The 20,312-nt window shown below is 62.0% G+C and carries 16 protein-coding genes; 8 read left to right on the top strand and 8 right to left on the bottom strand.

Features of this window, described 5'->3' with window-relative positions:
• The first annotated feature begins 411 nt into the window (after positions 1 to 411).
• On the top strand, positions 412 to 996 hold the full coding sequence (locus BMY36_RS11710; protein ID WP_050519763.1) for a hypothetical protein: 585 nt from the start codon (positions 412 to 414) through the stop codon (positions 994 to 996).
• 151 nt (positions 997 to 1,147) lie between these two features.
• Here the strand turns inward: BMY36_RS11710 and BMY36_RS11715 are convergent, their stop codons facing one another.
• Entirely contained in the window at positions 1,148 to 3,364 is a 2,217-nt protein-coding gene (locus BMY36_RS11715) for a primosomal protein N' (RefSeq protein WP_050519764.1), read from the bottom strand.
• A gap of 62 nt (positions 3,365 to 3,426) precedes the next feature.
• Between BMY36_RS11715 and fsa the strand changes: the two genes are divergently transcribed.
• From fsa to BMY36_RS11735, 4 genes are all read left to right on the top strand, one after another.
• Entirely contained in the window at positions 3,427 to 4,080 is a 654-nt protein-coding gene (gene fsa, locus BMY36_RS11720; RefSeq protein ID WP_050519765.1) for a fructose-6-phosphate aldolase, read from the top strand.
• Between the two features lie 152 nt (positions 4,081 to 4,232).
• Positions 4,233 to 4,925 carry a DUF484 family protein gene (locus BMY36_RS11725; RefSeq protein ID WP_050519766.1) on the top strand — a complete coding sequence of 231 codons (693 nt, stop codon included), beginning with the start codon at positions 4,233 to 4,235 and terminating at the stop codon, positions 4,923 to 4,925.
• Positions 4,922 to 5,845 carry a tyrosine recombinase XerC gene (locus BMY36_RS11730; protein ID WP_050519767.1) on the top strand — a complete coding sequence of 308 codons (924 nt, stop codon included), beginning with the start codon at positions 4,922 to 4,924 and terminating at the stop codon, positions 5,843 to 5,845. The genes BMY36_RS11725 and BMY36_RS11730 overlap by 4 nt, the downstream gene beginning before the upstream one ends.
• Positions 5,846 to 5,906: 61 nt before the next feature.
• Positions 5,907 to 6,599 (top strand): CDP-alcohol phosphatidyltransferase family protein, encoded by a 693-nt coding sequence (locus BMY36_RS11735; RefSeq protein WP_050519808.1) that lies wholly within the window; start codon positions 5,907 to 5,909, stop codon positions 6,597 to 6,599.
• A 39-nt stretch (positions 6,600 to 6,638) separates the two neighbouring features.
• On the opposite strand, the gene BMY36_RS11740 is transcribed toward BMY36_RS11735, so the two are convergent.
• Positions 6,639 to 7,088, bottom strand: coding sequence for a methylated-DNA--[protein]-cysteine S-methyltransferase (locus tag BMY36_RS11740; protein WP_050519768.1), 450 nt, complete (start codon positions 7,086 to 7,088; stop codon positions 6,639 to 6,641).
• Between the two features lie 41 nt (positions 7,089 to 7,129).
• Here BMY36_RS11740 and BMY36_RS11745 point away from each other — a divergent pair, with 41 nt between their 5' ends.
• Positions 7,130 to 7,858, top strand: coding sequence for a DUF1801 domain-containing protein (locus tag BMY36_RS11745; protein WP_336469878.1), 729 nt, complete (start codon positions 7,130 to 7,132; stop codon positions 7,856 to 7,858).
• Here BMY36_RS11745 and ileS read toward each other — a convergent pair.
• A complete protein-coding gene (ileS, locus tag BMY36_RS11750; RefSeq protein ID WP_050519769.1) occupies positions 7,790 to 10,813 on the bottom strand; it encodes an isoleucine--tRNA ligase in 3,024 nt (1,007 codons plus the stop codon). The two genes, BMY36_RS11745 and ileS, sit on opposite strands and share 69 nt — an antisense overlap.
• Positions 10,814 to 11,047: 234 nt before the next feature.
• Between ileS and BMY36_RS11755 the strand changes: the two genes are divergently transcribed.
• Positions 11,048 to 12,253, top strand: coding sequence for an FAD-dependent oxidoreductase (locus tag BMY36_RS11755; protein WP_050519770.1), 1,206 nt, complete (start codon positions 11,048 to 11,050; stop codon positions 12,251 to 12,253).
• A gap of 6 nt (positions 12,254 to 12,259) precedes the next feature.
• Here the strand turns inward: BMY36_RS11755 and BMY36_RS11760 are convergent, their stop codons facing one another.
• Together BMY36_RS11760 and BMY36_RS11765 are read right to left on the bottom strand one after the other, a co-directional pair.
• Positions 12,260 to 13,255 (bottom strand): YcjF family protein, encoded by a 996-nt coding sequence (locus BMY36_RS11760; protein ID WP_050519771.1) that lies wholly within the window; start codon positions 13,253 to 13,255, stop codon positions 12,260 to 12,262.
• 12 nt (positions 13,256 to 13,267) lie between these two features.
• Positions 13,268 to 14,689 carry a YcjX family GTP-binding protein gene (locus tag BMY36_RS11765; RefSeq protein ID WP_050519772.1) on the bottom strand — a complete coding sequence of 474 codons (1,422 nt, stop codon included), beginning with the start codon at positions 14,687 to 14,689 and terminating at the stop codon, positions 13,268 to 13,270.
• A 110-nt stretch (positions 14,690 to 14,799) separates the two neighbouring features.
• Between BMY36_RS11765 and truA the strand changes: the two genes are divergently transcribed.
• Entirely contained in the window at positions 14,800 to 15,576 is a 777-nt protein-coding gene (gene truA, locus BMY36_RS11770; protein WP_050519773.1) for a tRNA pseudouridine(38-40) synthase TruA, read from the top strand.
• Here the strand turns inward: truA and BMY36_RS11775 are convergent.
• Genes BMY36_RS11775 through BMY36_RS11785 form a run of 3 tightly spaced genes read right to left on the bottom strand, consistent with a single transcriptional unit; the run spans position 15,573 to position 20,312 of the window.
• The gene (locus BMY36_RS11775) at positions 15,573 to 16,025 is read right to left on the bottom strand and encodes a GbsR/MarR family transcriptional regulator (RefSeq protein ID WP_139194027.1); all 453 of its coding nucleotides are present in this window, start codon (positions 16,023 to 16,025) and stop codon (positions 15,573 to 15,575) included. The two genes, truA and BMY36_RS11775, sit on opposite strands and share 4 nt — an antisense overlap.
• A gap of 10 nt (positions 16,026 to 16,035) precedes the next feature.
• Entirely contained in the window at positions 16,036 to 19,077 is a 3,042-nt protein-coding gene (locus BMY36_RS11780) for an efflux RND transporter permease subunit (RefSeq protein ID WP_050519775.1), read from the bottom strand.
• Complete coding sequence (locus tag BMY36_RS11785; RefSeq protein ID WP_217646622.1) at positions 19,074 to 20,312, bottom strand: efflux RND transporter periplasmic adaptor subunit; 1,239 nt, start codon at positions 20,310 to 20,312, stop codon at positions 19,074 to 19,076. The genes BMY36_RS11780 and BMY36_RS11785 overlap by 4 nt, the downstream gene beginning before the upstream one ends.

A 20,312-nucleotide genomic window follows, 5' to 3' on the forward strand; every position in this document is an offset into this window, starting at 1 on the left:
GCCCGGCAGGCGAATGCGTAGCATTCACCGAGAGGGGGCACACCGCCTTCGGCTTGGCGCAGGATCGCAAGGATCTGCGGTTCGCTGTATCTTGTCATCTTCATCTGAATCTCCTCGTTTATCTTGCCGAGAAAATTCTACTTCCGCAGCCCCTTACTTTCGGGGGGGATTACCACGCCTTTGGTTGCAAATAATTGCAGAATACTTGTTTTTCGAGACCGAAGCGAGAGGCACCAAAACTGGCCCTTGCTTCGCTCTCGCAGAACTAACAGTCACTGAACATCACCCCCCCACCCGTAGGTCGGGGTTCACCCCGACTCCCCCACCCCCCAAAAACCCACAAACATTTCATTTGCCCCCCGCACCCCAACCCCCTATCCCACACCAAAACACCCCACCCAAAGGCCCAAAATGCGCGCCCTCCTCCTCGCAACCCTCGCCTTCACCACACCCGCCCACGCCGCCCCGTGTGATTATACCTTCTCCCGCCTCGCCGCCAAAACCACGGCGGCGCTCACGGGGGGCAACGGCCTCACCGGGGCGGGGGCCGCGTCCCTTGGCTACTACACATTGGCCCACGCGGGCACTGGCGTTAAAATGCTGGGGGCCGCCGAAACCGCTGGCCTTATCTCCGGCGCAGGCGGGCTGGCCAGCAGCGTCGGCGCGGTCCTCATGGCCCCCGCCACCCTTGTTGCGGGCGGCATCGCGATCATCGGCATGGGATCGTTTGAGGGGTATTGCTACTTCCAAGTCCAGCGCATCACCGACCCATACGAGGTGCGCGAGGTGATCGAAAGCATCGCGCAGCACGACCCCGCCGTGACCATCGTCCCAACCGATGATGGCCCCGCCATGGCCCTAAACACGGGCGATGACACCAAAACCTACCTCCTGCGCAAACTCTACATCGCCGATGGTCAACTCAAACACCGCGACTTGCTGCTCAACACCAACCTCGGCCCCGTCGCCTTCACCGCCCCGGAAGTGTCAGAATAACGTAGGTCGGGGTTCACCCCGACTCCCCCCACTCCCGCAAAAACCGCAATCCAACCCCTTAAAATTTCCTTAACAAAAAACTCAAAACCCAACAATCCCAACTCCTTACCCGCCGCATCGCGCGCGAACCACCCCCCAAATCGCACCAAACTCACAAGAAACTCTGCGGGTCAATATCCACCGCCAGCCGCACATTATTCGGCAACCGCACCTGCGCAACCCAGGCCGAAATCGCCGCCTGCAAGGCCACGCCTTTATCCGCCTTCACCAGCAACCGCACCCGATGCCGCCCGCGAACCCGCGCAATCGGGGCGGGGGCTGGCCCAAACACTTGCGCCCCAATCGCCCGCAGCGGCCCATCGCGCCGCGCCAACTCCGCGCCCAATTCAAACACAGGCCCCACCTCTGGCCCCGACAAAATAATCCCCGCCATGCGCCCATACGGCGGCACCCCGGCCACGCGGCGCTCCTCCGCCTCCGCCTGCCAAAACGCCTCCTCATCCCCGCCCAAAATCGCCCTAATCACCGGGTGTTCGGGCTGAAAGGTCTGCATCATCGCCACGCCGGGCTTGTCCGCCCGCCCCGCCCGACCCGCCACCTGCCGCATCAATTGAAACGTCCGCTCCGCCGCGCGCAAATCCGACCCCGTCAGGCCCAGATCGGCATCAATCACGCCCACAAGCGTCAACAACGGAAAATTATGCCCCTTGGCCACAATCTGCGTGCCAATGATAATATCCGCCGCCCCTGCCGCTATCGCCTCGATCTGCTCCTTCAACGCCCTTGCCGACCCGAACAAATCCGATGACAGCACCGCCACCCGCGCATCGGGAAACAGCGCCACCACCTCCTCCGCCAACCGCTCCACGCCCGGCCCCACGGGTGCCATTTTCCCGGCAACTTGGCACGATGGGCACACCTCCGGCATCGCCCGCGTCGCCCCGCATTGATGGCACATCAGCCGGTTCAAAAACCGATGCTCCACCATCCGCGCGTCACAATCCGTGCAGCCCACCTGCTCGCCGCAGGCCCGGCACAGCGTCACCGGCGCGTACCCCCGCCGGTTCAAAAAGATCAATGACTGCTCACCCGCCGCCACGCGCTTGGCCACCTCCCGTTCCAACGTCGGCGAAATCCAGCGGGTGGAGGGCAGCTTTTCCGCCCGCATATCAATCGCGCGCATGTCGGGCATTTCCGCCACCCCAAATCGCGCGCCCAAATCCAACCGCCCGTATTTGCCCGTGGCCGCGTTCACCCAAGACTCCAACGATGGCGTGGCCGATGCCAGAACAATCGCCGACCCACAAATCGCCGCGCGCAGCACCGCCATATCGCGGGCGTTGTAAATCACGCCCTCCTCTTGCTTATAGGAACTGTCATGCTCCTCATCGACCACGATCAGGCCCAAATCCTGAAACGGCAAAAACAGCGCCGACCGCGCCCCCGCCACAAACTGCGCCCCCCCATTCGCCGCCATCCGCCACAGCCGCCGCCGTTCCGTCATGGTCACGCCGGAATGCCATTCCGCCGGGCGGGCGCCAAACCGCGCCTCCACTCGCGTCAAAAACTCTGATGTCAGGGCAATTTCCGGCAACAAAACCAGTGCCTGGCGCCCCGCGCGCAAACACTCCGCCACCGCCTCCAAATAAACTTCCGTTTTACCCGACCCAGTGACACCCTTCAACAATGTCGCCGAAAACCCACCCAGCGCCACGCTTGCCACCAACGCATCGCCCGCGCCAATCTGGTCGCCCGCCAGCCGCACCACCACCGCGTCCGGGTCCAGCCGGGGATAGGGCACATCGCGCGGCGCGTCCTCCTCCAACACCACGCCGGATGTGACCAAACCTTTGATCACCGATGTCGTCACCCCCGCCTGCGCCGCCAATTCCGCCAGCGTGAACGACAACCCGCCATAGTCGCGGAGCACCTCCAACACCTTCGTGCGCGCCTCGGTGGCCCGCGCCGGGTCGCCCGCACCCAGCCTGTAAACCCGCCGCGTCGATGGCGGGCTGTCCAGCCCCGGTGCGCGCGTCGCCAGCCGCAGCATCGCAGACAGCGGCGTCAGCGTATAATCGGCAGCGCGGGTCAAAAAACTGCGCATCTCGTCGCGCATCGGTGGCACATCCAAAACCCGGCCAACGGCCCGCAGCTTGGCCGGATCAATCCCGCCCACCCCCACACCCCACACCACGCCCAAAATCTTGCGCGGGCCCAGCGGCACCTCCACAAAATCGCCCAACGCGCAGCCGCCTTCGGGCGCGCGGTAATCCAGCACGGGGCCAAGGCTGCGCCCGAAACTTTCGGTCACGGCCACCCCGATCACCTCACCCGCTTGCCACACCTCTCCCACCCCTTGCCCTTTCATCGGCCCCTTGTTTGCGCTACTACACCCGCAACCCCTGCTGTAACACCCAAAGGACACCCGCCATGAAATTCTTTGTCGATACCGCCGATGTGGATGCGATCCGCGAACTTAATGACCTTGGCATGGTGGACGGCGTCACCACCAACCCGTCCCTGATCTTGAAATCAGGCCGCGACATTATTGAAGTCACCAAGGAGATCTGTGGCATCGTATCCGGCCCCGTGTCGGCCGAAGTGGTCGCGCTGACCGCGGACGAGATGATCGCCGAAGGCCGTAAATTGGCCGAAATCGCCCCCAATATCGCCGTCAAAGTGCCGCTCACTTGGGACGGGTTGAAAACCTGCAAAGTCCTGTCGGGCGAAGGGCATATGGTGAACGTGACCCTTTGTTTTTCCGCCAACCAAGCGCTGCTGGCCGCCAAAGCGGGTGCCACCTTTATCAGCCCCTTCATCGGTCGCCTTGACGACATCAACCTTGATGGGCTGGACCTGATCGCAGACATCCGCACCATCTATGACAACTACGGGTTTGAAACCCAAATCCTTGCCGCCTCCATCCGCACGGCCAACCACGTCACCCAATGCGCCCTGATCGGGGCCGATGTGATGACCGCGCCGCCAAGCGTGATCAAAGCGCTGGCAGGCCATGTGCTGACCGACAAGGGGCTGGACCAGTTCATGAAAGACTGGGCCAAAACCGGCCAGAAAATCCTCTAAACCTATAGAAACCACGCAGGCCGGGGCGAAATCCCCGGCCTTTTGCATGGCAGATTTGCCCCAATCGCGTCCAATCCTGCTCCAAATCGCAAAAACCCCGCGATTTTCTGGCGCGCCCCTGTTACAAGGCAGCAAAACAACAAGGCAGGCAGATGATTGAACAGGACATGCGCGACCGCATCATCGCGGCGCCAGAAACGCTATTAGAAGATCAAGATGTGATGCGCGCGCTGGTTTCGGCCAATGAACGCGCCATGGGCTCCAACATCGTTGATCTGCGCGGCATTGCGATGGAACGCTTGGAAACCCGGCTGGACAGGTTAGAGGATACGCACCGCTCCGTCATCGCCGCCGCCTATGAAAACCTTGCGGGCACCAATCAGGTCCACCGCGCCATCCTGCAAATGCTTGACCCCCTGACGTTTGAGGATTTTTTGAAAAGCCTGTCGGGCCAAGTTATGCAAACCCTGCGCGTCGATTGCGCACGGCTGGTGCTGGAATCGGTGCAAAACACCGATGACCCCGCCCTGCGCAAATTGGGCGAGGTTTTGTATGTCGCAGAACCCGGCTTTATCGCAGATTATATCGCAGGTGGCCGCAACGTGTCCCTGCGCCCCGTCACATTGCGCCAAGTGGTGCCCGCCTCCGATGCCCTTTACGGTGACCGCGCAGGCTGGATCCGGTCCGAGGCGCTGCTCCGCTTGGACTTTGGCAAGGGCCGTTTGCCCGGCATGTTGGTGCTGGGGGCCGAGGATCCGCACCAGTTCAAACCCACCCAAGGCACCGATTTGCTAGCCTTTTTCGCGGGCGTGTTTGAACGCACCATGCGCCGCTGGCTGTCGTGACCCTCGCCATCTCGCCCGCCGCGCGCACCGCACTGGCCGACTGGCTGGCGCATTTGCGGGCACTCGATGGGGCGGCAGACAACACGATAAAGGCCTATACCACCGACATCACAGCATTTCTGGCCTTTCTGGCAGGCCACCGTGGCGGCACCGAAGGGTTGGCGGGCATCGTCACCCTGCCCCAAACCGATATGCGCGCATGGATGGCGCATGAACGCGGGCGCGGCGTTGGCGCGCGGTCACTGGCCCGCGCGCTGTCGGCGGTCAAAGGGTTCACCGCTTGGGTCGCTGATCGCGAAGGGTTGGACGCCACCGCAGCCCTGTCCACCCGCGCCCCAAAATTCCGCCGCAAACTGCCCCGCCCCTTGGCCGAGGATGCCGCGTTAGAGGTGCTGGCCACCGTCGGCGATGACGCCCGCGAGGGTTGGGTCGCCGCCCGCGACACCGCCGTGGTCACGCTGCTTTATGGTTGCGGCTTGCGGATATCCGAGGCGTTGGGGTTAACCGGCGCCGCCCACCCCCTGCCCGACGTTTTGCGCATCACGGGCAAAGGCGGCAAAGAACGGCTGGTCCCCGTGCTGCCGCAGGCCCGCGATGCCGTGGCCGCCTATGCCCACCTCTGCCCCCACACCATCACCCCCACCGCGCCCTTGTTCAGGGGCACACGCGGCGGCCCCCTGAACCCGCGCCTGATTTCGGCGTCGATGGAACGGGTCCGCGCCCGCCTTGGCCTGCCCGCCACCGCCACCCCCCACGCCCTGCGCCATTCGTTCGCCACCCATCTTTTGACCGCTGGCGGCGATCTGCGCACCATCCAAGAGCTGCTGGGCCACGCCTCGCTTTCCACCACGCAAGCCTATACAGCGGTTGATACTGCCCGCCTGATGGAAGTATATGCCCGTGCGCATCCGCGCACATGATATTCAAAACCAATGCGCATCCGCGCGCAAAAGCACCGAAAACACGGAACCAAAACCCGCTATGACATTGAAAATCAAAGCCCTTTTGGTGCATCTGTTCACCGCAATAGGTGCCGTGCTGGCCATGCTCGCCATGCTTGCCGCCGTCGATGAAAACTGGAGCTTGATGTTTTGGTGGCTGGTTGTGGCCTTGGTCGTTGACGGTATCGACGGCCCGCTGGCCCGCAAATATGACGTGAAAACCAACTTTCCCACCTATGATGGCGAAACGCTGGACCTGATCATCGACTACCTCACTTACGTCTTTATCCCCGCCTTTGCGCTGTTCAAATCCGGCCTGCTGCCCGATTGGACAGGCTGGATCATCATCATCGTAATCACCTACGGATCCGCGCTCTATTTCGTCGATACCCGCATAAAAACAAAGGATAATTCATTCGCAGGCTTCCCCGCCTGCTGGAACATGTTTGTGTTGGTGATGTTCGCCTTGCAGCCCGGATACTGGACCATCCTTGCTTTTGTCATCGCGCTGACCGTGGCGATGTTCACCAACCTAAAATTCATCCACCCCACCCGCACCGAACGCTGGAACTGGGTTTCCCTGCCCATGGCGCTGGCGTGGACGTTTTTCGCCGGCTGGGCCACATGGGTGGATTTTTATGCCAACAGCTGGGCGCATTGGGGGTTGATCGTGACCTCGCTTTATTTGTGTTTCGCAGGCATCGCGCAGCAAATCATCCCTGCCCGCCGCTAAGCCCGCCCGCCGCTAAGTCTGGGCGCCAAACCCCAGCCGCTAAATCAACAGCCCGCCCGCACCTTCCAACTTCAACAGCAGGATCTTGGTTTCCACCCCACCCGGCGCCGAAAACCCACCTAATCCACTGGCCCCCAAAACCCGGTGGCAGGGAATAAAAATCGGGATCGGATTGGCCCCGCACGCTTGCCCCACCGCCTGCGCAGGCCGCCCCAATGCCCGTGCCAAATCGCCATAGGTCCGCGTTTCGCCAAAAGGTATGGCAAACATCGCCCGCCGCACCGCGCCTTGAAACCCAACACCGAAATCCAGCGGCACATCAAACACTTGCCGCAGCCCATCAAAATATTCGCCCAACTGTCGGCACGCTTCGCGCAGCAGCGGTGTGGGGTCGGACCTGCGCGCCGCCCAATCCAGTTTAATGATCAGGCCGTCCTCCTCCACCACGGCAAACGGGCCGTATGGCGAATGGAAAACGGCTTGGGGCATGGGGTGCTTTCTGGAACGGATGCGCCGCGTTAAGATAGACGATGCAACGCGAAAACGAAACCCCGCGTGCCATACGAAACAGGGCAATGATCACCGACATCGACAGCTATTTCACCAAAGGTTGTAGGCGCTGCGCCCGGTTTGATACGCTCGCCTGCTCCGCCCTGCGCTGGCGGCCGGGTAATGCGGCGCTGCGCGCCATCTGTCTGTCCGCGGGGTTGGAGGAGGCGCTGAAATGGGGCCACCCCGGTTACACCCACGCCGGGCGCAACATCACAGTGATCGGTGCGTTTGTCGCTGATTACCGGCTGACGTTTATGGATGCCAGCTTGCTTTCGGACCCCGCCGGGATATTGGAAAAAGCCGAGCCAAACAGCCAACACGCCAACATCTTGCGCTTTACCGATGTGTCCGCCGTCGCAGCAATGGCCCCCCATATCACCGCCTATCTGACCGAGGCGATGCGCTATGCAAAGGCAGGCATCACACCCACAACCACCCCCCGCGTGCTGGATCTGCCGCAAGTGCTTATCGACGCGCTGGACGCAGACCCCGACCTAAGTATCGCCTTTGCAGCCCTCACCCCCGGTCGGCAGGCAGCTACGTCCTCGCCCTTGCGACCACCAAAAAGCTGGAAACCCAGCTTGCCCGCATCGCTAAATACCGCGCCCCATCCTTGCGGGCAAGGGCGCGGTGGAGCGTTAACCCCCCAACGCCGCGTTGCAGCGCGCGCAAGTGCAGGGGTGCGTGTGCAGCCCCACATCCGGTAAAATCTGCCAGCAGCGCACGCATTTTTCCCCCGGTGCCAGTTCAAACACCACGGCCACACCGGGAACATCCATCAGCCGAAACGCCTCCGCCGGGGCCGCGTCATGGGTCAGTTGCAGCGATGATGTGATGGTCAACTCCGCAAACGGCACCGATTTCAGCGCGGCCAGCAGTGCCGCATCCTCAACATGCACCACCGGGGCCGCTTCAAGGCTTGCGCCAATCACTTTGGCCGTGCGCTGCACCTCCAACGCCGCGATGGTCGCGCGGCGCGCCGCCCGAATACCCACCCATTTCGCCGCCAAATCTGCGTTCAACCAACCCTCAGGCGTCTCAGGGAAATCCTGTAAATGCACCGAACTTTCCGCGCCCGGAAAACGCGACAACCACACATCCTCCATCGTGAACACCAAAATCGGGGCCAACCAAGTGGTCAAACGGTGGAACAGCAAATCCAACACCGTGCGCGCGGCCCGGCGGCGCAAACTGCCCACCGCATCGCAATACAGCGCATCCTTGCGCACATCGAAAAACACCGCCGACAGGTCCGTGGTCGCAAAGGTGAACAGCTTTTGGAACACCCCTTGGAAATCATAGGCGGCATATCCTTTGCGCACCTCAAGGTCCAACTCCGCCAAACGGTGCAGCACCCATTGCTCCAGCTCCGGCATATCGCGCACATCGACCCGCTCCGCATCGGTGAACCCCGACAGGTTCCCCAGCATAAACCGCATCGTGTTGCGCAAGCGGCGATAGCTGTCAGCCGTCCCTTTCAGGATCTCTTTGCCAATCCGCTGGTCCACGGTGTAATCGGCCTGCGCCACCCACAGCCGCAAAATATCCGCGCCATATTCCTTGATGATCGCCTCGGGCACCACCGTGTTGCCGATGGATTTGGACATCTTCATGCCCTTTTCGTCCAGCGTAAACCCATGCGTCACCACGTTGCGATACGGCGCACGCCCCAAGGTGCCGCAAGCCTGCAACAGCGACGAATGGAACCAGCCACGATGCTGGTCGGTCCCTTCCATATACACATCCGCAATACCGTCCGCCGTGCCATCCGCCCGGTCGCGCAGCACAAACGCATGGGTGGACCCGCTGTCAAACCACACATCCAACACGTCAAAAATCTGGTCATAGGCATCGGCGTCATACAACCCGGCCAGAACTTTCTCTTTGAACCCGGCTACATACCAAACATCGGCCCCATCTGCCTCAAACGCAGCAATCACCCGCGCGTTCACAGCCGCATCACGCAACAAGAAATCGGCATCCGTCGGCTTCGCCCCGCGTTTGATAAAACACGTCAGCGGAACCCCCCACGCACGCTGGCGCGACAACACCCAATCGGGCCGCGCCTCAATCATGGAATACAACCGGTTGCGCCCGGTTTGCGGCGTCCATTTCACCAGCTTGTCGATGGAATTCAACGCGCGACTGCGAATGGTATCGCCCATCTCGCCCATGCCATCGTCCAGCTTTTTGTCAATCGCCACAAACCATTGCGGCGTGTTGCGATAAATCACCGGCGCTTTGGACCGCCAAGAATGGGGATAGCTGTGCTTCACTTTCCCCTTGGCCAGCAACCCACCCGTATAGGCCAATTGCTTGATCACCGACACATTGGCCGGGCCTTCCTTGCCTTCGGGCGTCAAAATCGCTTGCCCCCCAAACAAAGGCAAATCGGCGCGGTAACTGCCATCCGCCTCCACATTATAGGTCATCGGCAACCCAAACTTCAGGCCAATCTGATAGTCGTCATCGCCGTGGCTGGGCGCCGTATGCACAAACCCCGTGCCCGCATCATCGGTCACATGGTCGCCGGGCAACATCGGCACGTCAAAATCCCATTCGCCTGCGCCGTCTTCGACACTGCGGAAGGGGTGGGATAGGACTAGTCCCCTAAGATAGTCTGGATATACATCCTCAATGCGCCGAGTCATTCCATCTTCAAGCTTGGCAGAAGCAAACACTTGTGCCGCCAGCGCATCAGCGAGAATGATCTTTTCACCAACGACAGCTTGCGAGTTCTCTGATGCGCCTGTGACCTCATAGAGGCCATAGGAAATATTGGGCCCAAAGCAAACGGCTCGATTCTGCGGGATTGTCCACGGAGTTGTGGTCCAGATCACAACTTTAACACCCAGCCACTTTTCTCGCAGCTTGGCCATATCAACGTCGTCCCAACGTACGGCGTTTTGCTTGCCAACAATAGGTTCGTCATCAACTTTCTGAACTTCCATAGCACGAAGCATGGAGTCCTCTTTAACGTTCACCACAGGGAACCGCACCCAAATCGTGTGGCTCGTATGGTCGTGATACTCCACCTCGGCCTCGGCCAACGCGGTTTTCTCCACCGGCGACCACATCACGGGCTTGGATCCCTGATACAAACTGCCGTTCGTCAAAAATCGCATGAACTCGCCCGCGATCACCGCTTCGGCGTGGTAATCCATCGTCAAATAAGGGTCGGCCCAATTGCCGGTGATGCCCAGCCGCTTGAACTCCTCGCGCTGAATATCCACCCAGCCTTCCGCAAATTTCCGACATTCCTGCCGGAAATCCACCACATCCACGGCGTCCTTGTCCAACCCCTTTTGGCGGTATTGCTCCTCAATCTTCCATTCAATCGGCAGACCGTGGCAATCCCATCCGGGCACATAGCGCGCATCAAACCCCATCATCTGATGGCTGCGCACAATCATATCCTTGATGGTTTTGTTCAGCGCGTGACCAATGTGCAAATGCCCGTTGGCATAGGGGGGGCCATCATGCAGCGTGAACGGCTTGCGACCCTGCTTTTCGCGCAACCGGTCATAAACCCCAATACTCTCCCAATGCGCCAACCATTCCGGCTCGCGCGCAGGCAGCCCCGCCCGCATTGGAAATTCCGTTTCCGGCAGAAAAACACTGTCTTTATAGTCGGGGGCAGTCGCGGGCGTATCAGCGCACATGGGCGGCATCCTTGATATCAAAATAAGGGGGGACAGGCGAAAACCGGCACGCCACATCGGCGCGCACAAAAACATCCCGGCGTCTGAACAGCGTCAGGCCGCCGGGCCGCTAATTCGATGGGTTTTCGCGTTTATCTGTCGCATAGGCGGCGTTATACGCGGGGTTTACGCTGCGGTCCAGCCATGCAACGCAAGCCAAAGATAAAAGCGGCGGCGGCACAAAAGGCGCAAAGGATGAGGATTGCAATCGCAGGCGCAGGGATCGGCGGGCTGGCCGCGGCCTGCCTTCTTGCCACCAATGGTCACCAAATCGACCTTTTCGATCAATTCGCCGCCCCCCGCCCCATCGGTTCGGGGCTGATGATTCAGCCGATGGGGCTGCATGTCCTCGATCTGTGCGGCGCAGGGGACAGCGTGCGCGCCAACGGCCAAACCATCGCGCGGATGCTGGGCCATGACGGGGCGCGCCGCATCCTCGATGTCCGCTACGACCCCGCAGGCCGCATCCCCCGCCAAGGCACCGCCATCCACCGCGCCACCCTGCACGCGGCGCTGCTCAATGCCACCTTGGCGCACGGGGTCACAATAACCCCCGCCATGTCCGTCCAATCCGCCCCCCTGCACGGCAATCAACGCCACCTGCACATGACCAACGGCACCACCCACGGCCCTTATGATCTGGTGATTGATGCCACGGGCGCAGGCTCCACCCTCTCCCCACTCAAGGCGCACGCACTGCCTTATGGCGCGATCTGGGGCACCGTGCCTTGGCCCGAAACCACTGATTTGCCGCAAAACCAACTCACCCAAGCGTATCACCGCGCATCGCGCATGGCGGGCGTGCTGCCTTTGGGGCGGGTCCCAAACCGCCACGGCCCCCACGCCGCGATCTTTTGGTCCATGCCGCGCGAAACCCTCGCCCATTGGCCCCAAACCGCGCTGGAGGATTGGAAAGCACAGGCCACCACCCATTGGCCCGCCCTCACGCCTTTTCTGGAAACCCTCACTCACACCGATCAAATGACCACGGCCACCTACACCCACGGCACCCTAAAACGCCCCTACGCGCCCGCATTGGCCTTCATCGGTGACGCGGCCCACCGTGCCAGCCCACAACTCGGCCAAGGGGCCAATATGGCGCTGTTTGATGCGCTCGCCCTCGCCCGCGCGCTGCACCAAAACCCGCTGGATGATGCGCTGCCCCGCTACGCGCAAACCCGCCGCTGGCACGTCCGCCTTTACCAAACCCTCAGCGCGGTTTTCACCCCACAATACCAATCAAACAGCCGCATCCTGCCCGCGCTGCGCGATCACATCCTCGCCCCCGCCTCGCTGACATGGCCAATGCCGCGTGTTCTGTCGCGCATCGTTGCAGGCACGCTGATCCCGCCCTTGGCAGGCGAACCTGCGCCCCAAATTCATCTTGGCTTAAATACCTAACCGCCCTCAGCCGTCCTTACCCGCGCCAAACCCATCGAAAACCCCGGTCAAGGCCCGGCGCATCACGTTGGAAACCTTGGGCCGGGGCAAGGCCACAAAGGGCATCGGGCGGCACAATTCCATCGCAGCCACCCCAACCCGCGCGGTCAACGCACCGTTCACCACCCCTTCCCCAAACCGCCGCGACAGCTTGCTCAACACGCCGCCCCCCGCGACCGACCCAATCAGATCATCGCCCAGCGCCAGCGCGCCGGTGGCCAGCAAATGCGAAAACACCCGCCGCAGCAGCCGCCAACTGCCCAACATCCCCGACCGCCCGCCATAGATCACGGCGATTTTGCGGATCATCGCCAAATTGGCAAACAGCGCCACCGCCACATCCGCCAGCGCCAGCGGCACCAGTGCGGTCACCGTCGCCACCCGCCGCGCCGCCGCTTCAATCTCCACCCGCGCGGCCACGTCCAACGGCGTCAGCAACTCCACTTCGGCCAAATCCAGCAACCCATCCGCGTCCAACACCTCGGCCCGCCGTTCGGCCAACCGCTGGCTGCCCCAGCGCAACTCCGCCCGCCCTTTGTACAGCGCTGCCAACTTGTCCACCGCCCGCCCCGCCGCCTTCAAATCGCCGCGCGCGCCGTCCACCTCCACGCGCAAATGGTCCAACCGACCAAGGCGGTAAAACCCCGCCGCCTCGCGCAGCGCCAATCCCAACAGCGCCAAAATCGCCAACCCCGCCAGCGCAAACGCCACCCAGCCCAGCACCGAATTGCGCGCCAACAATCCCGTCACAAAATCATACACCGCGACCGAGATCATGAACCCAGCCAGCGCCCCCAGCGCCCAAACCGCAAACCGCCCCAGCGCCGACCGCTGGCCCGTCACAATTCCCGCCGCAGCCTGTACCCCCCGCCCTTCCGGCATCCCCAAATCCGGCACAGGGGCCGCATCCGAAACCGTCACCAACGGCGCATCGTCCAGATCAATCACCACAGGTTTTGCCATCACATCCGCCCCTTATCCCAACCGGTCCGCCAGCAAAAACTCCGCCGCCCGGTCCAGCCGGATATGCGGCGGCCCGTCCCCCGGGCGCAGTGTCAGCCGCGCAGGCGCAAAATTCATCACTGTATAATCGCTGTCCAACCACGCCGCCTCGCCCTTGCGCGCAGGCCCGATCAGATGGTTCGGGTCATCCGGCAGCAACCCCGCAAACATCGCCGCCTGCTTGCCCGTGTCCAACAACGTGCCCCGCACCACGTCCAAGGTTTCGCCGCCATGCTCGCGCACCTCCTCCACCGTGGCGCGCAGGGCCGCCAGCGACATCGCTTGCGTTTCGGCCCCCGCAAACGCCGCCCGATCGCGCGCCTCACGCAGCAATGCTTGCGTGATCGCGGTCAGTTTTGGGTGCTGCGAATGGTGCAAATGGTCCGCCTTGGTCGCCGCGAACAAGATCTTATCCACCCGCCGCCCCATAAGGATGGAGCTGATAAAACCATTCTGCCCCGGCCGAAACGCGCCCAAAATTTCCGCCATGGTGCGGCGCATATCCTCCAGCGCCATCGGGCCTGCGTGAATGGCACCCAGCACATCCATCAACACCACCTGCCGGTCAATCCGCGCAAAATGATCGCGGAAAAACGGCTTTATCACCAAGGATTTATACGCCGCAAACCGCCGGTCCATTTCGCGGTACAGGCTGCCACGCGGCACGCTGCCGGGCTTTGGCAACGGCGCAAAGGTCAACACCGGACTGCCCGCCAAATCGCCCGGCAACAAAAACCGCCCCGGCGTGCAATCAGACCATCCCGCCCCCCGCGCCGCCTGCAAATACGCCGTAAACGCCACCGCCAGCACTTGCGCACGCGGCTCCTCCAACCGCAACCCGCCATCCTCGGCCCGCGCAATCGCCATAAATTCGGCGGCTTGGGTGCGGTGCGCAATCCGCTCCAACGTCAGCTCCGACCATTCGGCGTAAGTCTTGCCCAACAAAGACAAATCCAACAACCATTCGCCGGGATAGTCGATAATATCCAGATGCACCGTGCGCGGCCCGGTCAAACCCCCGATCAACCCACCCAAAAACCCCGACGGCTGCACCCGCAACGACAGCCGCAGCTCCGATATCGCGCGGGTGCTGGCCGGCCAATGCGGGGTGGCCCCGGTTAACGCCCCCAAATGCGCCTCATAATCAAACCTTGGCAGGGTGTCATCGGGCTGCGGCTGCAAAAACGCCGCTTCAATCCGCCCCGCCGCACTGAACTGCGGCATCCGCCCCCGGTCCAACAAATTGGCCACCAAACTGGTGATGAACACCGTTTTGCCCGCCCGCGACAGTCCCGTGACGCCCAGCCGGATCACCGGTTCAAACAGCGCCTCCGACACGCCCGCCACTGCCGCATCCACCCTGCGGCCAATCCCGCCTGTCAATCCACCCAGCACATGCAGCCCCTACCCGTTCCCCCTCAAGATAGGCACCTTCCCTCCCAGATCAAAGGGGGAAAGACACGGGCCCCCTTGTCAGCGCAAACCCTTCGCGCTAACCAAATCCCATGCCCCGCTATGCCCTGCACATCGAATATGACGGTGGCCCGTTTTGCGGCTGGCAACGCCAATCGGGCGGGCTGCTATCGGTCCAAGGCGCGGTTGAACAGGCCCTCGCGCGGCTGGAACCCAAACAACACACCATCGCCGCCGCTGGCCGCACCGATGCGGGCGTCCACGCCACGGGCCAAGTCGCCCACGCCGATCTGACCAAAAACTGGGACCCGTTCCGCCTGTCGGGTGCCATAAACGCCCACCTGCGCCCGCACCCCGTGTCCATCACCGCCTGCGCCCGCGTGGCGGATGATTTTCACGCCCGATTTTCCGCCCGCGAACGCCGCTACCTGTTCCGCCTTGTCACCCGCCGCGCGCCTGCCACGCATGATCGCGGGCTGGTCTGGCAAGTGTCGCACGCCCTAGACTTGGCCGCGATGCAGGCGGGTGCCGCCCATCTGATCGGGCTGCACGACTTTACCACCTTCCGCTCCGCCTTGTGCCAATCGGCATCGCCGGTCAAAACGCTGGACGAAATCACCATCACCCAGCACGCATACCCCAACGGCACCGAATACCGATTTGCCTTGCGCGCGCGGTCGTTCCTGCACAACCAAGTCCGCTCTATCGTCGGCACGCTGGAACGGGTCGGCGCGGGCGCATGGGCCCCCGCACAGGTCGCCACCGCCCTGCACGCCCAAAACCGCGCCGCCTGTGGCCCGGTCTGCCCCCCCCAAGGGCTGTATTTAAAGGGCGTGCAATACCCCAACGACCCGTTCAAAACGGCCTAAGCGCGGTCATCCACAATCGTCGCAATCGCGCCCGACAGTTGCGTGTAAAACGCGGCATAGGCGGCCACCCGCCCTTTAATCGCCGCCTCACCTTCGGGAATATCGCCCAGCGTGGCGTCAATTTCCGCCCGCGCCACGTCCAATCCCACCGCCACAGATTGCAACATATTCGCATAGGGGTCATCGGCCAGCTGGAAATAATCCTGCCGCTGCCCCGGTTTGGCCACCCGCTTTATCAACCGCCGCGCCTCTAAAATCCGGCTGGCGGTGCTAATGCTGCCCCGGCTGACCTGCAATTGCTCCGCCAAATCAGCAAAGGCCACCGCCGTCCCATCCCACACCAACAGCCCCAACAGCCGCCCCGCACTGCGCGGCAACCCATCATTTTGCGCGATCAACCCGATCTTTTCGATAAAATCACAACGGGTCTGCTCCATCGGTTTTGTCACTGCGGCCCCCTTATGTTTCGCGGGGCTGGTTGGCCCCCAAAACACCGACCATCGCGCGGCGCGCCCGCGTCCGCCCGCCCTCAACCACGCTAAACAGCGATGGAACAAACAGCAGCGACAACACGGTGGACAGCAACAAACCCCCAATCACAGCCACGGCCATCGGCGCACGAAACTCGCCGCCTTCAGCCACGGCCAGCGCGCTTGGCACCATGCCCGCCGTCATCGCAATGGTGGTCATAATGATGGGCCGCGCGCGCTTGTGCCCGGCCTCCAGCATCGCCGCCGCTTTTGGCGTGCCGGTTTTCATCTCCTCCAACGCGAATTCCACCAGCATGATCGCGTTTTTCGTGACAATCCCCATCAGCATCAAGAACCCGATCACCACCGACAACCCAATCCCCGACCCGTAAATATACAGCGCAAAAATCGCCCCCCCAATCGCCAAAGGCAGCGACATCAAAATGGTCACAGGCGTCATGAAACTGGCAAACAACAGCACCAACACAACGTAAACCAGCAAAATCCCGGCCCCCATCGCCAACCCGAATTGCGCAAAAATCTCGCCCATCACCTCGGCGTCGCCCCCGGCCTGCACCGCCGTGCCTTCGGGCATCGCCAGCGCAATCGGCAAACCGTTCACCGCCTCTGCCGCTTGCCCCAAGAAATACCCTTTCGCCACATCCGCCTCTACGGTGGTGCGGTATTGGCGGTCATAGCGGTCAATCGCGGTCGGCCCCGTGGACAGCGCCACATCCGCCACCACACTCAACGGCACGGGCGCGCCCGTGCTGCTGGGAATACGGATGCCCGCCATACGCAACAAATCCTCGCGCACGTCTTGTTCCAGCCGCACGATAATCGGGATTTGCCGTTCGCCTGTGTTAAACTTCGCCACATTGCCCCCGGTGTCGCCAATCGTCGCAATCCGAGTGGTCGATGCCAACGCGGCCGATGTAACCCCCATCTGCGCCGCCAGTTCGGGCCGCGGTGTGATCTGAATTTCGGGCCGCACCAGCGACGCTTGGCTCGATGCGCCCTCCACCTGCGGCAACCCGTTCATCTGCTCGGCCAGCGTTTGCGCCGCCGCCGCCGTGCGCGCCACATCATCGCCCAGCACCGAAATCGTCAAATCGCGCTTGCCATCCTCGGACAAAACAAACAGCCGCACATCGGGCACCCCTGCCAGCAAAACACCCAATTGATCGCTGATTTCAAACGATGATCGCTCCCGTTCGGTTTTCGGGCCAAACCCGATGCGCACGGTGGCTTTGGTATCGGACCCGTCCACAAACACCGTCTGCACCTCAGGTATGGTGCGAATAATCTGCGTCACATCCCGCGCCACGCCGCGCGTCTGCTCCATCAACGACCCCGGCGGCAATTCCACCGAAACGCTGGCCCGCCCGGTATCGGACGCTGGGATAAATTCGGTCGGCAGCAACGTGGCCGAGAAGATCGACACCACAAAAATCACCACGCCCAGCATCAAAGTGACAAAGCGGTTGCGCAGCGTCCACCCCAAAATCCGCAAATACCCGCGCATCAACGCGCCGTCTTTCTCCTCCTCCGCCGCTGTGCCATCGCGCAGGAAATAGGCAGCCATCATCGGCGTGATCAACCGCGCCACCAACAACGAAAACAGCACAGCCACGGCCACCGTCAGGCCAAATTGCTTGAAATATTGCCCCGCAATCCCCGACATGAAACTGACAGGCGCAAACACCGCGACAATGGTGAAACTGATCGCAATCACCGTGGTGCCAATCTCGGTTGATGCCTCCTCCGACGCTTCATAGGCGGGTTTGCCCATATGGACGTGGCGCACGATATTCTCAATCTCCACAATCGCATCATCGACCAAAATCCCGGTCACCAAGGTGATCCCCAAAAGGCTAACCGTGTTCAGCGAAAACCCCAGATAGTTCATCACAATGAACGTGGGGATAATCGACAGCGGCAAGGCCACCGCTGTAATCAATGTGGCCCGCCAGTTTTTCAGGAACAAAAACACCACGATAATCGCCAGCGCCGCCCCTTCGAACAACGTCTCCATCGCCGCGTGATAAGTGCTTTCGGTATAGCGCGTCGCATCGTCAATCAGCGCAAATTCGGCATTGGGATAAGACGACGACAGCGCCGCAATCCGCCCCTTTGCGTTGTCGCCCGCCGTCAAATCACTGGCCCCCGTGGCGCGAAACACCCCAAACGCCACCACAGGCTGCCCGTTGTACATCGCAAACGATGCCGCATCCTGCGCCCCATCCCGCACCGTGCCCAGATCATCCAGCCGCACCGAACCGCCCCCCGACAGGCTAATCCGCGTCGCCGCCAAATCCGCAATAGTCGGCGCACTGCCCAGCGCGCGGATGGAAAACTCCTGCCCCGCCAAATCCCCCGACCCGCCCCCAAGATCGATATTGTTCTGCCGCAACTGCCCGTTCACATCGCTCGCCGTCAGGCCCAGCGCCAACAATCGGTCCGGGTTCAACTCCACCTCAATCGCTTGGTCGCCGCCGCCAATCCGCGTCACCTTGCCAATGCCACTGGCCCCGGTCAGGTCGCGCGCCACAACCTCATCCACAAAATACGACAAATCCTCAATCGACTGGGTCGGGTCCGACACGGCATAGGTCAGGATCGGCGCGCCAATCACATCCACCCGCTGCACATTCGGCTCCGTAATGCTGTCGGGCAAATCCCCCCGCACCCCTGCCAAAGCATCCTTGATCTCATTCAAGGCGCGGTCGCTGTCCACCTCAAGGTCGAATTCGATGATAATGCTGGCCAAACCATCCGTCGCGGTGGCCGACACATGGTTCACCCCCGTCACATCGGAAACCGCACTTTCCACGGGCTTAACAATCTGGTTGGCAATTTCCGATGGGGCCGCCCCCGGTTGCGCAATCGTGATGCTGATGATCGGAATATCAATATTGGGAAATTGCGTGACGGGCAGGCGCATAAACCCCACCAACCCCGCGATCACCAACACCAAAAACAGCGCCAGCGATGGCACGGGCTTGCGGATCGCCCAAGTGGACATGTTCATTTGATGGCTCCCATAGTTGCCGCATCAGGAGCTTTATCGGCGGTTTTATCGGCAAAAATCGCCGTAATCTTGTCACCATCGCCAAAAAACGCCCCCGCGCGCGCGACCACAACATCGCCCTCGGCCAGCCCAGTCACCACCTCACGCAGCCCGTTCCAAATCAAGCCCGGCGCAATCACCCGCCGCGCCAAAACCCCGTCCACCACCACCAAAACGAACGACCCCGCACTGTCGGTCAACACCGCAGCCGTAGGCACGGCCAACGCCTCGCGCCGCTCCACCGTAATCTCGCCACTGGCAAACACCCCCGTGCGCAGCCGCGCACTTTCATCACCCGTGCGCAACCGCGCATCATCGGCAATCGCAATCCGAATGGTCCCCAAACGGTTGCGCGCATCCACCGTTGGCGCAATCAGCCGCACCGTGCCGCGCACCGCCCCACTGCCCGCAATCCGCAAATCCACCGGGTCGCCCACAGAAATCGTGCCCAACGCGGTTTCAATCACCTCTGCCGCCACCTCAATCCGCCCATCGCGAATCATCCGGAAAATCGGCTCACCGCTGGAGGATGCAATCGCCCCCACTTGCCCATTGCGTGCGGAAATCAATCCCGCCGCAGGCGCACGCAACGTGGCCCGGTCTAGGTTCAGCGCCGAAATATCAAGGCTTGCCTGCGCTTGCTGGCGGCGCGCTTGCGCCACCGCCAACCCATCGCGCGCCGATGCCACTGCCGCCACCGCTGTCTGCCCGTTCGCTGTGGCTTGGTCCAACGTCGCCTGCGTGCCGGCCCCATTGGCGCGCAACGCCGTCGCCCGTTCCAACGCCGACTGGGCTTGAGTGTTACCCGCGATGGCCGATGCAATCTGGCTTTGCGCTTGGTCCACGCTGGCATCCGCCTGCGCCACTTCCGCCCGCGCTTGGGCCAGTTGCGCGGTCAAAGTGCTAGCGTTCAACGTGGCCAAAACCTGCCCCGCCACCACGCTGTCCCCAATATCCACAACCAACGTGTCAATCGTCGACCCGGCCACCAAAGGATACACAAGGATTTCTTCTTGCGCGACCAATGTGCCCGAGATTGACACCTGCCCCACCATCTCCACGCGCTGCACTTGGGCCACCGTGACCGATGCGGCTTGCTGCACGGCTTGGTCTTGCGCCCAAACGCGGCCACCACCCAAACCACTGGCCACCAAAACACTGGCCGCCAAAACACCCACAAAACCCCAAACGCGCAT

The sequence above is a fragment of the Pseudorhodobacter antarcticus genome (assembly GCF_900110135.1).
Taxonomy (GTDB): domain Bacteria; phylum Pseudomonadota; class Alphaproteobacteria; order Rhodobacterales; family Rhodobacteraceae; genus Pseudorhodobacter; species Pseudorhodobacter antarcticus.